Origin of the sequence: Streptomyces sp. CY-1 (assembly GCF_047218265.1) — a bacterium.
GTDB classification, from domain to species: Bacteria; Actinomycetota; Actinomycetes; order Streptomycetales; family Streptomycetaceae; genus Streptomyces; species Streptomyces niphimycinicus.
Map to the genome: position 1 here is coordinate 3,800,839 of NZ_CP178393.1, position 13,960 is coordinate 3,814,798.

Sequence of the window (13,960 nt, forward strand, 5' to 3'; positions counted from 1 at the left end):
CCTACGCCTCCAGCCGATCGATGATCTGGTCGGCCAGGTCGTCGGGCGTCCTGCCATCCGTGTCGACCAGTGCGGCTGTGGGATCGGAGTCGGCGATCTGCTGGAAGTTGATCAGCAGGCGAGCCAGACGACCCGGAACGGCGAAGAGTTCTGTGTCGTCCTGCTTCACATCGTCCTTGCTCGCCATCCGCTCCCGAAGAGCCGTCTCCGAGCAGCACAGATAGAAGGTGCGCGTCGGAGTTTCCAGATAGAAGCGGAAAGGTTCGAGGAGAGTGGCGACCGTCTCAATCTCGACACCGTGCACGGCGGCGTGACACGCGATCACCGACGCGACATAGCGGTCGGCGACCACCGGCCCGATCGCCCCGCAATGGCGGATCGAATCGGAAGCGTGCAGGAGACCGGAGAGGTAGAAGGCGAACTGCGGCAGGGAGCGAAGTCGGGAATTCACCGCAGCAGACCAGCCGGAATGCGGGCGGGGCAGAGTGTGCAGGACCGTCCCGCCGAGTCGCTTGGTCAGCGCGTGGGCAAGCGTCGACTTGCCGATCCCGGAGACACCTTCGAGGACGACGAACGGGCCTTGGGGTCCGCCCGAGCCGAGGGGTTGATAGGCGAACGGCAGGCTCACAGTGTGCCCTCCGTGAACGAAGCGATGTGCCGGGCCACGGCTTCGGCGAGCCGCGCGGGATCGGCCAGGCTCTCCTTTACGTCCAGACGCAGGTCGTCGCGAAGCAGGCAGGGCTGAAGGCCGCCGTCATGGTCAACCCGTAAGGCCCAGAAGCCCTCGCCGCATTTGGAGCGCAGTGGGCAGCTTCCACATTGGCCGACGTGGTGGCGGCCCAGGTTCCGATGGATGACGTCGATCTCGACACCGTCGATACGAAAGACGCGGCGGCCCTGTCCTACACCGGCCACCTCGGTGTGCTCATCGGCGGTGAGTGTGCGCAGATGCGCGATGATCGCGTCAGCGGGCACCGCCGAGGAGGCTCGGCCCTCATTGAAGTCAGTACCGACGAGTTCGATGAACTGCACCGGCATCCGCCGCTCCAGCGCGAAGTCCAGGATCTGTCGGACCTCATGAGCGTTCTCCCTCTGCAGGAGCGTATTCAGCTCGACCCGCTCAAAGATCTCCCGTGCTGTTTCGATCCCGTCGAGGACCGTTTTGATCCCCACGCGCGTCCCCGCGATGGCGTGCAGAGACTCGTCGGAGAAGTAGTGCAAGGACACCTTCACCTTGTCCAGGTGGGTCTTGGCCAGCCATGACCGATGTGTGCGGACACGGGTGCCGTTGGTGATCAGCGTGTACGAGACATCGGGGCCGGGCTCGGGAAGCCGCGCCAGTACGGGGCGGGCGAGGTGCGAGGTCAACGGCTCGCCGCCGGTGAAGTAGACCCGCTTCATCCCCGCCCTCAGCAAAGCGGTGATCAGGGTGAGGTACTCATCGGCGTCAAGACGGCGGGGCCGGGGCTGCCGCGAGCGATCCACACGGGTCAGCGGGGGCGGGACATCACCCTCGTTGTGGCAGAACCAGCAGGCGATGTTGCAACGAGGGCCGAACGAGACCCTCAACTGACCGCGAAGGGCGGCGAAGTTCTGTAAGGCGGTCCAGTCGACATCGGATGTGGCGAGCGGGGTAGGCGTGTGGGCCACGACAACCTCCATAAAGGTGGGCGGACTCAATGGGGGCGCTCAGGAGGAAGGACAGCCGCTCCTCGCGGATGGTGGGGAGACGGTGCGCCCTCGGCGATCGGCAGGAAGACCGCAGGGCGTGCATGCCAGATGAAGGTGTATGGCCCAGCCGTCATGCGAAGTGTGAAAGCCTCGCCCCGCTCCAGGGCCTCCGCGGGCCCACGCCACGCATCGGACAGCAGATCCCAGAAGTAGCCGACGGCGGGTAATCCCAAAGTGACCGCGACGACGCGCCCTTGAACGCGCGCCCAGTGGATCGCCGAATCCGGCGATGGCGATGCGTTCGAGGCAAGCCATGTTCCGTCACCCGAGCGCCACTCGCACCAGAAGCCCGGCGACATTGCGATGGGTTCCGGCGCGGCAATAGTGCACCAGGTGACGGTGCCATCCAGGCTGGTACCCCAATTCTTGGCAAGGGCGTCGATGATGAGCATCCCGCGGCCGCTTTCCTCTCCCGGGTTCGGGCATTTGACCATGGGGTGGCCGGGACTGCCGTCACTCACCTCAATGCGGAGTTCGTTCCTCCAGCGGGAAACGGAGAAGCCGATCTCATCCGCCTCTCCATACCGAACTGCGTTGGTGACAAGCTCGCTGATGAGTAGCTTCGCCGTCTCAACGCAGTCGTGGAGCCCCCACAATCTGAGATGCGCCGCTCCAAGGCGACGTAACCGCGCCACCTGCTGAGGTGTGCGCGCACAGGACACGACGAAGCGTTCGGGCTGGTCCATGGCCCTCTCCAGGCATTTTGCTTGCGGTCTTGTTACGCCTCAAGGCGACTACGGTCAGTCGTCATTCGTGCACGTAACGAGGTACCGGACCGAGCGTCGCAACCACTTCCGGTGCAGATCCACCGTCAGACCGCCGTCATTCTGGGTGGCCGGACGAACGCCTTTGAGCAGACTCCGGTCAGAGTTGGGTCAGAGTCGCTGACTTACCGGTGAGCACGCGACTTCGCGGGAATAACGGCCGTACCGTCGCTACACGGGCTTGGGAACCACGGCGCAAGGGGGCTTCGATGGCAACGCTCCTCCGGGTCCTGTTGGACGAACAGGGTTGGAAGGACTACGCGGCCTTCGCTCATCAGTATCGGCTGGCCGCTCGAAGTCTGGCCCAGGAGACAGGAGAGTCATCCCTGGCCACGCTCACCCTCTCGGAGAGCACCTTCGAACGCTGGTACTTCGGGAAGGTGACGCCGCAAAACGACGCACGACGTGTACTCAGCCATCTTTTCAAACGGCCGATCACCCAACTCCTCGCCGAAGTACCTCCCACGGTCGAACCCGTACCGCCCGAGCGCTGGCACATCGCCGCCAGCCCGCAGCACATCGAATTCCGCGTCGGTCCCGACGCGGACCTTCCCTGGATGGAAAGGCACGCAGCTATGGCCGCAAGGCGCGCAATCCGATTTGCCATCGGTGCGGAGCGAAACGAAGTAGGACAGGAAACGCTGGCACATCTCCAGGACGAGGTTCGCCGCATCGCCGAGATCTACGTCCGTGTCCCCCTTGGAATGATCCTGGATGATCTCACCCACATTCAGGACGAGACATTCCGTCTGCTGGAGAGCGGCCACGCCAGGCCCTCACAGATTCGCGACCTGTACCTTCTCGCTTCGCTCCAGTCGGGAATGCTGGCCAAGGCAGCACACGACCTCGGTGATCCACAGTCGGCCATGATGCAGGCCCGAACTGCTGCCGTCTGCGCCGACCAGGCCGAGCACCAAGGAATGGCCGCATGGGTCCGAGGGCTCCAGTCATTGATCTCCTATTGGGCTGACCGCCCCGAGGACGCCCTGCACTATGCCCGTAAGGGCACCTCCGCAGGAGGCAACCTGCGCGGCAGTGTCAACGTGTGGCTGGCGGGCTTGGAAGCGCGAGCAGCAGCCTTGCTGGGCGATGCGGAATCCGTCCACGCGGCGAACCGCCGCGCAGCGGACCTGCGGGAACGCACCTTGCCGGACGACTTGGACGCACTTGGCGGGAACTTCCTTTTTCCGCAGGTCAAGCAGGCTTATTACGAAGTCGAAGCGTGTGTACTGCTCGGTGATGGCAACGCGCATCTCGTCGCCCGCGCCGAGGAAGCCGTACATGGCTTCAGCGACCCCAACGACCCGTACTGGGCATTCGGCGACCTGGCCGGAACGCAGTCGGACCTGGCTCTCGCTCGCCTCTCCACGGGCGACTTGGACGGAGCCGTCGAAGCGGTCCAGCCAGTACTCGATCTCCCGCCCAACCAGCGCAACGCCGGCATCATCGGCTCCGTTCAGCGCGTGCGCTCATCGCTGATGCGCGGAATGGTCCGGGACGCCGCCGCGGCGCGTGAGTTGCGTGCGGAGATCGAGGTCTTCAGTAGCCGTCCTGCGCTCGCCCTGCCCAACTGAACGGCCAGCGGTAGAGTCCCGCCATGTATCCGGTCCTTCGCGACGACGCTCGCCTCTCGCTGCGCGAACTCACCATCGATGACGTGGATGCCGTTCTCGCGATTTACGGCAGCCCGGACGCCACCGAGCACCTGAGCTTCACACCCCGCTCGCGTGCCGAAGTCGGCGGCATCGTCGCGCGTTCCATTGCCTCGGCGTCGGCGACCCCGCGCGACGAGTACGCGCTCGCAGTGGCCGCGCGCAGCGGCGGCGAGCTGGTGGGCTTTGCCCGCCTTGCGCTGGACCCCCATCAACAAAGCGCCGCGACCATCGGATTCGCCCTGCGTCCGGACACTTGGGGAGTGGGGTACGGACGGGAGACAGTCGGCCTTCTTCTCGGCCTCGCCTTCGCCGATCTCGGCCTTCACCGGGTCTGGGCGGCCCGGGCCCCTCTCAATGTCGCCTCGGAGAAGACACTGCTCGCGGCGGGCCTGATGGAAGAAGGACGCATTCGCGGCCATGTCCACGTGCGCGGCGCATGGCGCGACTCCATCGTCTATGGGGTTCTTCGCGAGGAGTGGGGCGAGCAGGACGGCAAGCGCACGTGAGCGCCATCCGGGCGGCCGCGTGACGAGGAGGATGGCGCCGCAGGGCTAAGGGGTCGCTTCGGAGGCCAGGAGGGCGAGGAGGCCGGGGAAGCGGGTGTTCAGGTCGGTGCGGCGGAGGGTCACGCCCTTGCGGTTGCCGTAGTCGGTGGTGCGGATGAGGCCGGAGTCGGACAGGACCTTGAAGTGGTGGGTCATCGTGGACTTGCTGACCGGGGCCTGGAATGAGGAGCAGGAGCGCTCGATGTCTTCGGGTGCGGTCACGAGCTCCGTGACGATGCGGCGCCGGTGGGGGTCGGCGAGTGCGGAGAGTACGGCGCCCAGGTCCAGTTGGGCGACCGCCGGGCCGTCGGGTTCTCTGGTCATGCGCCACCACCCCCATGTACGACTTGTATCGTACCTTCATGCGTGATCCACTGCCGTGTACGAGAGGCATCGTACCTTGAACGGTGGAAGGAAGGCCCATGTCTGAGCAGGCACCGCCACAGTGGCGGTCACGGGCGTCACCGGGGCGCTGGGCAGTCGGATCGCGGCCAGGCTGGCCGAGCGCGGCGTTCCGCAACTGCTCGTGGGGCGCGACCCCGGCCGCATCCCCGAGCTGCCGGGGGCCCAGCGGCGCGGTCCGGCCGAGTATGCCGACGCGGGCGCGATGCGCGCCGCGCTCACGGGGGCGTCGACCCTCGTGCTGATCTCGGGGCACCCCACGGGGCGGCGGCTGGAGGAGCACGCCGGCGCGGTCGAGGCGGGGATGGCGGTCGGGGTGGAGCGGGTGCTGTACGTATCCCTCCTCGGGGCGGCGCCCACGGCCACGTATCGCAACGCACCACGACGACATCGCCGATGTGATCACGGCCGTCGCCCTCGACGAGGGGCCCCGCTCGGAGCACGACGGGGCGACCCTGGAGGTCACCGGGCCCGAGGCGCTCACCCTTGAGGAAGTGGTCGGCCGGATCGCCGCGGCCACCGGGCGGCCCTACCGCTATGTCCCCGAGACCGTGGCGGAAGCGTTCGCGCGGCGGTGGCGGCTGGGCGTCAGCGGAGTGCAGATCGAGAGCTGGATCTCGTGGTACCAGGCCATCGCGAGCGGTGAGCTGTCCGCGGTGACCGATGTCGTCCCGCGGATCACCGGCTCGGCCGCGACCCCGGTCGAGCAGGCCGACTGGTGGCCCGCGCCCAAGACGGCCTGTTAGCCATCGCGGTGCAGGTCGTTACGGCGCGCCGTTGAAGGCTCCCGGCGGGCCCGCCGCCGTCTCGCCCTGCGGCGCCGCGTCCTCGTCCTCGCCCGTCAGATCGCGGACCAGCAGCGTCGCGCCCGCGACGGCGCCCGGCATCAGGAAGACCGCGACCAGGGGGAGGAGGAAGAGGAGGGACAGGGGGACGCCGAAGCCCAGGGCGAGGAGGCGGCGGGAGCGGAGCATGCGGCGGCGGTCCTTCAGCAGGATTCCGCGGCGCAGCAGGGCGATCGAGGTGAGTTCCTCGGTGAGGAAGAAGCCGGTCACGCAGAAGGCCAGCGCGGGGATCACGGTCTGGCCGACGCCCGGGATGAAGCCGAGCGCGAAGAAGAGCACGCTCCAGAGGGTGACGCGGATGAGCAGCGCGATGGCCTCGCGCAGCCCTATCCACAGCTCCGCCCAGATCGACAGGCCGGAGTCGGGGACCGCGCCGCCCTCGGAGCGGTCGACCTGTTCGGAGAGCGACTCGTAGAAGGGCTGGCCGACCAGGAGCGTGACGGCGGTGAAGGTGAGGACGGCGAGGAAGAGGCAGGTGGCGGCGAAGAGGATCGTGAGGGCGCCGCGGAAGATGCCGAGCCAGGGTGAGGACCAGTCGTCGGCGAAGGGCGTGGCCCATGCGATGACGTCATCGGTCCAGAAGAAGAGGGCGACGAGGGCCGCCGCGTAGCCGACGAGGGTGATCAGGGCGGGAATCATCCCGAACCCCCACCATCTCCCGTGCCGGGCCGCCCAGCGCTGCCCCTTCATCAGATAACCGAAGCCATTCACAAGATCACGCATGGGCCGAAGCCTACTGGCCTAGCGTGGCGCGAAAAGGACGCCGAGTTTATCGATCTCGTCACCGGCGCGGCCGGTGAAGCCCACGATCCGCCAGCCCGCGGGGGCGGTGTAGGTGGCGGTGTCCGAGGTGGGCGATCCTGCCCTCACCGTACGGCCCGTGTCGGTGGTGAACGCCGCCGAGAAGACACGGGTACGGCCGTCCTTCCGGCCCCGGGTGAGGGTCACGGAGGTGAGGTGTTCGGCGGGGCCGAGGGTGAGGGAGACCGGGGTGCCGCCCGTGCCGCCGTGGGTGAGGGCCGCCCCGCCGTCCATGGCCAAGGACACCGCGTCCAGCCGGGAGCCGCCGCGCAGGGTGAGGGTGCGGGGCGCGGGCGGTGCGGCGGTCAGGTCGTCGGCGTCGTTGAAGGCCGTGCCGTGCGGGCCGCCGAACTGGTCGCCGGCCCGCAGGGCCCCGGAGGTGCGCCAGAACAGGTCCACGGTGTGCGGATAGTGGTCGGACAGCGGCTTGCCGTCGGCGTCGAGGAAGGACGTGTGCTCGTTGTGATAGCGGGTGGCGGCGAGCGAGAGCAGCGGGCCGGAGCGGTAGAGGACCTTGTCCACGACCTCGCAGGTGTCGGTGACGTTCTCGGGGTCGCAGACGAGGGCGTCGGAACCGGCGGGCGGCGCCGAACCGCCACGGACGAGGTTCACCCACGCGTCGGTGAGGCCGTTACGGGTGGCCAGGTCGCGGATGTTGTCGGCGGCGCGGGTGTAGCGGGTGTTGGTGTCGCCCATGACGAGCACCGCGTTGCCGGCGGAGTTGGCGGTGATGTAGTCGGAGAGCTGGGTGATGTTGGCGCGGCGCGCGGCGAGATCGGCGTCCGTCGTCCCCGCGTTGGTGTGCACGTTGTACAGGTCGAGATACGCGCCCTCGGCCAACCGCACCCGGGCGAGGGTGAAGCCCTTCGGGGTGAGGCAGTCGGTGCCGTTGCACCGACTCCACTTCACCCGCTCGAAGTCGTCGTACGGCAGGTCGGAGAGGGTGTTGAGACCATCCCCGAAACCGGCGCCACCGCTGGTGGGGGTGCGGTACGGATGGTCGTCACCGGCGTAGAGCGCGGCGTGGTAGTTGAAGTCCTCCTGGGCATTGACGATGTCGTACGCGCCGAGCCGGGGCGATATCAGCGGGGTGTTCTTGGCGGGGTGGCCGGAGGAGAGGCCCTCGGGGAGCCCGGCCACGTTGTAGGTGAGCACATTGAACGTGCCGGTGGTGGTCTGGTGGGTTCCGGTGTCCGCCACCGCGGTCGCGGTCGCGCAGAGCGTGAGCGCCACCGCGGCCGCGACGGCTAAGCGTCCGGTGATTCTCAAGGAGCATCCTCTCGGCTGATGACCGGTGACAAGGGGCTGCTGGGCGCGGGGCTCGGTGCCGTGAGCGTGCTGGACGGCGGCACTGCGCGCGCCGTCGCGGCGACCCGCGCGGCGCCCGGCCCCCGGCAGCACGGCGGGGGCGGTGCGGCTCTCCTACGACCTCGGCGCCGTGGACCGTCCGCTGTACGTACGGCTGCGCGGTACCGACGGCAACCGGACGGCGGTGGATCCGCACGGCCCGGCGATGGATGTGCCGGGCGATGCGGATCCCTGGCGCGATCTGTGGTTCTACGCCAACCCCATGTGGGTGCTGCCCTCCTGACGGCGGGGCCGTGTGCGTACGTCCCGACGGCTGGGCCGGGTGCGTACGTCCTGATGACCGGGCGGGGCGCATCCGGGTCTCAGAGCTTGCCCGCGCCCGCCCGGGCGGTGACGCTCGCCACGACGGAGGACGCGGGTTCCGCCGTGTACGCGTACGGCGGGGTGGTGAAGCTGCCGGTCCGGGACACCTCCGTGGCCGCCCCGCCCAGGTCGTTGCCGCGCAGCACCGCATAGCCGTCGATGTCGCTGTCCCGGCTGGTGGTGACGGCCACCTCGGTGTCGCGGAAGACGTTGTTCTCCACCAGCGTCTGCGCGCCCATCCGGGAGTGCACACCGGTTTCCGCGCCCTGGACGTAGTTGTCGTAGAAGTGGCCGGTGCCGAAGCGCAGGCTGGGGATGCGAGAGTAGACGTTCGAGAACCAGTTGTGGTGGTACGTCACCTTGAGGTGGCCGGTGTCCTCGCTCGCGTTGTTGTCACTGTGGCCGACCAGGCTGCCCTTGAAGTGGTCGGCGAATCTGTTCCAGGAGACGGTGATGTTGTCGGAGCCGTGGCTGATGTCCAGCAGACCGTCGTAGTAGTCCTTGTCGTGGTCGCGGTCGGCCGAGAGGGTGTTGTGGTCGATCCACACCCTCGTGGACTTCTGCACGGTGATGGCGTCGGACGGCTTCCGTGGCTTGCTGAGGTTGAGGTTGCGGACGATGATGTTCGTCGCCTCCTTCAGCCGCAGTCCGCCGCCGGTGAAGCCGGAGCCCGAACCCACGCCCAGCACGGTGGTGTTGGAGCCGATGTCCACCTGGCCGGTGAGGGAGAACAGCCCGGACACCTTGACCACCTTGGCCTGGTCGCCGGTGACGGCGGCCTTGAAGGCGTCCAGGGAGGTCACGGTGGTGGCGGCGGCGTTTCCACCGCCCGTGGTACCGGCGCCGAAGCCGATGGGGGTGGTCTCGGCGAAGAGACGCGCGGCGGTGGCGGAGCCCGCCACGGTGGCGCGGGTGCTCGCGGAACGTGCGGAGTCGGCCGAGTCCGCTTCATGGGCGGAGACCGTGGAGAGACCGCCGAGCGCCAGCGCCGCGGCGACGCCCGCGGCGACCGCCGTCAGTCGGCGTCGGTTGCGGGCGGTGACGGGGGTACTCAAGGTGCTGGTGGCAGCGGTGATGTCACCGATGTCGTCCGTGGTGCCGTGGTCGTGCGTCGAGCGCATAAGGGGAGTCCTCTCATTCGGAGGATCTCCACACGGGAGGGGTAATCGCTTGCGCGATGAGCGCGGCCGAGCGGGCAAGCACGCTGATCACAAAGGCCGGTGGAGATCGCCAAAGGTGCGGCTCTGACGGGTGCGGGGCCCTGACGCCGGGCGGTGCGGTCAGGACCGCCCCGGCGGACAGCAGCCATCCCGGAAGAAGCTAGTAAGCGCTTGTGACACTGTCAACACCTTTCTATGGCAAGGGAGTTGGCCATAAGCAGAGTTGACGGGGCCGGTGCCGTGCTCACCGGCACGGACGGGGCCGACCCGGACGCCTGACCCGCTCCCCGTCCGCTCCCCGTCCGCGTCCCGTCCCGCCCCGCCCGGCATGCCCGGGCGGGGCCCTTTCACGGACGCCGTCCGTGCCCAGTCGCTCACCCCAGGCGGATGACGTTCCAGGACATCGGCTCGAGCGTGGTGCGCAGGGTGCCGTCCGCGAGGGCCGTGCCCTCGCCGGGGTGCGGGGTGACGCGCTCGGGGGCCGTGAGGGTGTTACGGGCCTCGGGGTCCGCGTCGGCGAGGACGGTGTGCTCGACCACGCGGGTCACCGGCAGGGCATGCAGCGCGATCTCCAGCGGGAGGGGGCGGTGCTGGTCGCGGTTGACCGCGAAGACCGTCACCGCACCGGTCGACTCGTCCAGGACGGCGGTGGCGTGCAGCAGCGGGACCTCGCCGTAGACGGCCGTCTCATACGCCGGGCTGTCGACGTTGACCTGCAACACCCTCCCCCGCCCATGGGCCGACGCCTGCGCGAAGGGGTAGAAGGTGGTCTGCCGCCAGGCGGGGCCGCCCGGTTCGGTCATGATCGGGGCGATGACGTTGACCAGTTGGGCGAGGCAGGCGACGGTGACGCGGTCGGCGTGGCGGAGCAGGGCGATCAGCAGCGAGCCGACCACGACGGCGTCGGTGACGGAGTAGTTGTCCTCCAGGAGGCGCGGGGCCTCCTCCCAGTTGAGCGGCTCGGCGTGGTGATAGTGGGTCTGGTACCAGACGTTCCACTCGTCGAAGGAGAGGTTGATCTTCTTCTTCGACTTCAGCCGGGCGCCGATGTGATCGCAGGTCGCCACGACGTTCTCGATGAAGGACTCCATGTCCACGGCCGAGGCGAGGAAGGAATCGCGGTCGCCGTCGCGCTCCTCGTAGTAGGCGTGCAGGGAGATGTGGTCGACCAGGTCGTAGGTCTCCCGCAGGACCGTCGCCTCCCAGGTGGCGAACGTCGGCATCGACTGGTTGGAACTGCCGCAGGCCACGAGCTCCACGTCCGGGTCGATCTGCCGCATCGCGCGGGCGGTCTCGGCGGCGAGCCGGCCGTACTCCTCGGCCGTCTTGTGCCCGGTCTGCCAGGGGCCGTCCATCTCATTGCCCAGACACCACAGCCCGATACCGTACGGATCCTTGTCGCCGTGGCCGATCCGGAGGTCGGCGAGAGCGGTGCCGGACGGGTGGTTCGCGTACTCCTGGAGCTCAAGGGCCTCCGCTACACCGCGTGTGCCGAGGTTGAGCGCCATCATGGGCTCGCCGTCGACCTTGCGGACGAAGTCGATGTACTCGGAGAGACCGAACCGATTGGTCTCGGTGGAACGCCACGCGAGATCGAGCCTGCGCGGCCGCGACTCGACCGGCCCGACGCCGTCCTCCCACTTGTAGCCGGAGACGAAGTTGCCACCGGGATACCGGATGACGCTGACGCCCAGCTCGCGGATGAGCGCGAGGACATCGGTCCGCAGCCCGGCCTCATCGGCGGCCGGGTGGCCCGGCTCATGGATGCCGGTGTAGACGCAACGGCCGAGATGCTCGACGAACGAGCCGAAGAGGCGGGGGTTGACCTCGCCGACGGCGAAGGCGGGGTCGAGAGTGAACCGGGCGGAGGCGGGGGCGGAAGGGATCTGCGGCATGGCGGCCCATCTCTTCGGGTGCCGCGACGTCGCGACATCGCGGCTATTCGGCATATCGACCAGCGCTCGTTTCTTCGAACGAGACCGTAAGATCTCGCCGCCACGTGCGTCAATGGCGGGGCGGGGGTGCGTTGTTCGGGGTGCGCGGCTCGGTCGGGCGCGGGTTTCGTCTCGCGCCTTCGGCGCAATTGAGCAGCGGCGGCGGGGTCCCGGGGCGCGGGACACGTCGCCGACTGACGGCCGGTGAACGCGGGGCCCGGTCGCGGCTGCCCTTGGCCGGGGCCGAGACCGATGCCGGACTGCCGGAGGCAGGGCCCTTCGGGCACGGCCGCATCGCCGATCATCCGGCCGGTGGGGGTCTGGGTACCCCCGAAAAACGCTTGATACAGCGCAACTAATTTATCAAGCGTTTTTTCAAGGGGTACCCCAACCCCCTGCTGTCCGGCATCGGTCCCAGCCCCCGGCCTGGGAAGCCGCCACCGGCCCTCGCCCCCACCGGCCCGGCGGCCGGCGGCGAGGGCCCGGCCCGGCACCCCCTGCCCCGCTGCTCAATTGCGCCGAAGGCGCGAGACGGCGCCGCACACCACCACACCGCTCAGCCACACCGCCCGGCCGAGCGCCGCTCAGCCACACCGCCCGGCCGAACGCTCCCGTCCGCTCGCTACTCCGGGCGGATGCCAGTGCTGGAGAGCCTCAGCCGGAGCTCCCGCTCCTGGTCGCCCGCCACCGTGCCCTGTTCGCGCACCTCGAAGGCGTGGGCCAGGACGTCCGCCACCTGTTGCACCTGACGGGGGCCGCCTTGGAGGTCGGCGGTGACGGGCGCCGTCAGCGAGGCGGGGCGGGGCTGTTCGCGTGGGTCGGCCACCTCGAAGACGGAGGTCCACACCGTGGGCCGCCCCTCCCCCACGTCCTGCGGAAGATTCGTGGTCGCCTCGTCGGACTCGTAGCACATGCGCAGCACACCGAAGACGGCCTCGGCGTCGTATCGCGAGATTCCGCTCACCGCCACCAGCACCTGCGAGGCGGACCGAGGCTGTTCCGGACCGGCCATCGTGGACATGGGGCCACCTTTCCGTTCGGTCTCTTCCGGCTCCTACGGCTCTTACGGTTCCGGCGAACGCCGGATCTCTTCGGGTACCCACCGACCCCGGCACATCACCTGTTGAGCGAACCCTTGCCCCCTTGACCCACCCGGCCCTCGCCACGTCCTACGCCTCGATGCGGTTCACCCCGCGCCAGGCGGTCCAGGTGGTCATGGCGGTGCACACGGGCCATCCGTATGTCCACACGACGGTGGTGCTGCCGTAGTCGACCCGCCGACGCCCCCTGCCAACGGGTGGCAGGGGGCGTCGGATCCGTGACCCGGGTCCTCGCCGGGTCCTCCGTTCGTCAGTCCTCGAACGCGACGATCATCTTGCCGGTGTTCTCCCCACGGAGCATGCCGAGGAAGGCGTCCACCCCGTTCTCCACACCCTTGATGACGGTCTCGCGGTAGTGCAGCTTGCCCTCGCGGATCCAGCCGCCGACCTCCTCGAAGAACTGCCCCTGAAGCGCCTGGTGGTCCCCGACCAGCATGCCCTGCATCCGCAGCCGCTTGCCGATGACCATCGCGAGATTGCGCGGGGCGGCGGGCGGCTCGGTGACGTTGTACTGCGAGATCATGCCGCAGACGGTGATCCGGCCGTGCACCTTCAGGCGGCCGATGGCGGCCTCGAGGTGCTCGCCGCCGACGTTGTCGAAGTAGACGTCGATCCCGTCGGGCGCGGCCTCCTTGAGCTGCTCGGCGACCGGGCCCTTCTTGTAGTTGAAGGCCGCGTCGAAGCCGTACTCGTCGAGCAGTACCCGGACCTTCTCGTCCGAACCGGCGCTGCCGATCACCCGGGAGGCGCCCTTGAGCTTGGCGATCTGGCCGACCTCGCTGCCGACCGCACCGGCCGCACCCGAGACGAAGACCGCGTCGCCCTCCTTGAAGGACGCGACCTCCAGCAGCCCCGCGTACGCGGTGAGACCGGGCATGCCGAGCACGCCGAGGTAGGCGGGGAGGGGGGCGATCTCGGGGTCGACCTTGACGGCGCTCTTGGCGCTCACCGTCGCGTACTCACGCCAGCCGCCGAAGTGCAGCACATGGTCGCCGACGGAGAGCCCCTCCGCGTTGGAGGCGATGACCTTGCCGACCGCGCCGCCTTCCATCGGCTGGTCGAGCTGGAACGGCGGCGTGTACGACTTCACGTCGTTCATGCGCCCGCGCATATACGGGTCCACCGACATGTAGAGATTGCGGACCAGTGCCTGCCCGGGGCCCGGCTCGGAGATCGGGGCCTCGCGCAGCGCGAAGTCCTCCGGCTTCGGCCACCCCTGGGGGCGGGCGACCAGGTGCCATTCACGGCCGGTGGTGGGGATGACGGACATGGAAGGTGCCTCTCATACGTTTCAGCAGATGAAACAATCATGCTGCTGAATATTTCATGTTGTCAAGTAAATGGGTACTCTG

The 13,960-nt window shown here is 68.5% G+C and carries 15 protein-coding genes and 1 pseudogene; 6 read left to right on the top strand and 10 right to left on the bottom strand.

The annotated features are described in order from the left end of the window. Position 1: 1 nt before the first annotated feature. The 3 genes from ACK1X7_RS16520 to ACK1X7_RS16530 are packed head-to-tail and all read right to left on the bottom strand — an operon-like array spanning position 2 to position 2,417. Positions 2–628, bottom strand: coding sequence for a dTMP kinase (locus ACK1X7_RS16520; RefSeq protein ID WP_390793370.1), 627 nt, complete (start codon positions 626–628; stop codon positions 2–4). Next, positions 625–1,650: a radical SAM protein gene (locus ACK1X7_RS16525; protein WP_390793369.1), complete on the bottom strand. Its 1,026-nt coding sequence runs from the start codon at positions 1,648–1,650 to the stop codon at positions 625–627. The genes ACK1X7_RS16520 and ACK1X7_RS16525 overlap by 4 nt, the downstream gene beginning before the upstream one ends. A 26-nt stretch (positions 1,651–1,676) precedes the next feature. Continuing rightward, positions 1,677–2,417, bottom strand: coding sequence for an ATP-binding protein (locus ACK1X7_RS16530; protein ID WP_390793368.1), 741 nt, complete (start codon positions 2,415–2,417; stop codon positions 1,677–1,679). 287 nt (positions 2,418–2,704) lie between these two features. On the opposite strand from ACK1X7_RS16530, the gene ACK1X7_RS16535 reads away from it, so the two are divergent. After that, the gene (locus ACK1X7_RS16535) at positions 2,705–4,069 is read left to right on the top strand and encodes a hypothetical protein (protein ID WP_413115254.1); all 1,365 of its coding nucleotides are present in this window, start codon (positions 2,705–2,707) and stop codon (positions 4,067–4,069) included. A 23-nt stretch (positions 4,070–4,092) separates the two neighbouring features. Then, the gene (locus tag ACK1X7_RS16540; RefSeq protein ID WP_361496962.1) at positions 4,093–4,656 is read left to right on the top strand and encodes a GNAT family N-acetyltransferase; all 564 of its coding nucleotides are present in this window, start codon (positions 4,093–4,095) and stop codon (positions 4,654–4,656) included. A gap of 45 nt (positions 4,657–4,701) precedes the next feature. On the opposite strand, the gene ACK1X7_RS16545 is transcribed toward ACK1X7_RS16540, so the two are convergent. Continuing rightward, a complete protein-coding gene (locus ACK1X7_RS16545; RefSeq protein WP_390793366.1) occupies positions 4,702–5,019 on the bottom strand; it encodes an ArsR/SmtB family transcription factor in 318 nt (105 codons plus the stop codon). A gap of 121 nt (positions 5,020–5,140) precedes the next feature. Between ACK1X7_RS16545 and ACK1X7_RS16550 the strand changes: the two genes are divergently transcribed. Beyond that, positions 5,141–5,587, top strand: a complete 447-nt coding sequence (locus tag ACK1X7_RS16550; RefSeq protein WP_390793365.1) for an NAD(P)H-binding protein — start codon at positions 5,141–5,143, stop codon at positions 5,585–5,587. Beyond that, on the top strand, positions 5,496–5,843 hold the full coding sequence (locus tag ACK1X7_RS16555) for a hypothetical protein (RefSeq protein WP_390793391.1): 348 nt from the start codon (positions 5,496–5,498) through the stop codon (positions 5,841–5,843). Before ACK1X7_RS16550 ends, ACK1X7_RS16555 begins: the two co-directional genes overlap by 92 nt. A gap of 18 nt (positions 5,844–5,861) precedes the next feature. On the opposite strand, the gene ACK1X7_RS16560 is transcribed toward ACK1X7_RS16555, so the two are convergent. Together ACK1X7_RS16560 and ACK1X7_RS16565 are read right to left on the bottom strand one after the other, a co-directional pair. After that, positions 5,862–6,665: an EI24 domain-containing protein gene (locus ACK1X7_RS16560; RefSeq protein ID WP_385143669.1), complete on the bottom strand. Its 804-nt coding sequence runs from the start codon at positions 6,663–6,665 to the stop codon at positions 5,862–5,864. A gap of 18 nt (positions 6,666–6,683) precedes the next feature. Next, positions 6,684–8,012: a jacalin-like lectin gene (locus ACK1X7_RS16565; protein ID WP_413115255.1), complete on the bottom strand. Its 1,329-nt coding sequence runs from the start codon at positions 8,010–8,012 to the stop codon at positions 6,684–6,686. A gap of 130 nt (positions 8,013–8,142) precedes the next feature. Between ACK1X7_RS16565 and ACK1X7_RS16570 the strand changes: the two are divergent. Then, positions 8,143–8,334: pseudogene (locus ACK1X7_RS16570) on the top strand (histidinol-phosphatase); the annotation flags it as partial. 79 nt (positions 8,335–8,413) lie between these two features. Here ACK1X7_RS16570 and ACK1X7_RS16575 read toward each other — a convergent pair. The 3 genes from ACK1X7_RS16575 to ACK1X7_RS16585 form a co-directional block, all read right to left on the bottom strand. Next, complete coding sequence (locus ACK1X7_RS16575; protein WP_413115256.1) at positions 8,414–9,535, bottom strand: pectate lyase family protein; 1,122 nt, start codon at positions 9,533–9,535, stop codon at positions 8,414–8,416. A 413-nt stretch (positions 9,536–9,948) separates the two neighbouring features. After that, positions 9,949–11,469, bottom strand: coding sequence for an alpha-N-arabinofuranosidase (locus ACK1X7_RS16580; protein WP_413115257.1), 1,521 nt, complete (start codon positions 11,467–11,469; stop codon positions 9,949–9,951). A gap of 661 nt (positions 11,470–12,130) precedes the next feature. Further along, entirely contained in the window at positions 12,131–12,529 is a 399-nt protein-coding gene (locus ACK1X7_RS16585; RefSeq protein ID WP_390793362.1) for a hypothetical protein, read from the bottom strand. 122 nt (positions 12,530–12,651) lie between these two features. Between ACK1X7_RS16585 and ACK1X7_RS16590 the strand changes: the two genes are divergently transcribed. Then, positions 12,652–12,777, top strand: a complete 126-nt coding sequence (locus ACK1X7_RS16590; protein ID WP_390793361.1) for a hypothetical protein — start codon at positions 12,652–12,654, stop codon at positions 12,775–12,777. Positions 12,778–12,858: 81 nt separating this feature from the next. On the opposite strand, the gene ACK1X7_RS16595 is transcribed toward ACK1X7_RS16590, so the two are convergent. Further along, entirely contained in the window at positions 12,859–13,878 is a 1,020-nt protein-coding gene (locus ACK1X7_RS16595; protein ID WP_385143662.1) for an NADP-dependent oxidoreductase, read from the bottom strand. Positions 13,879–13,960: the final 82 nt, after the last annotated feature.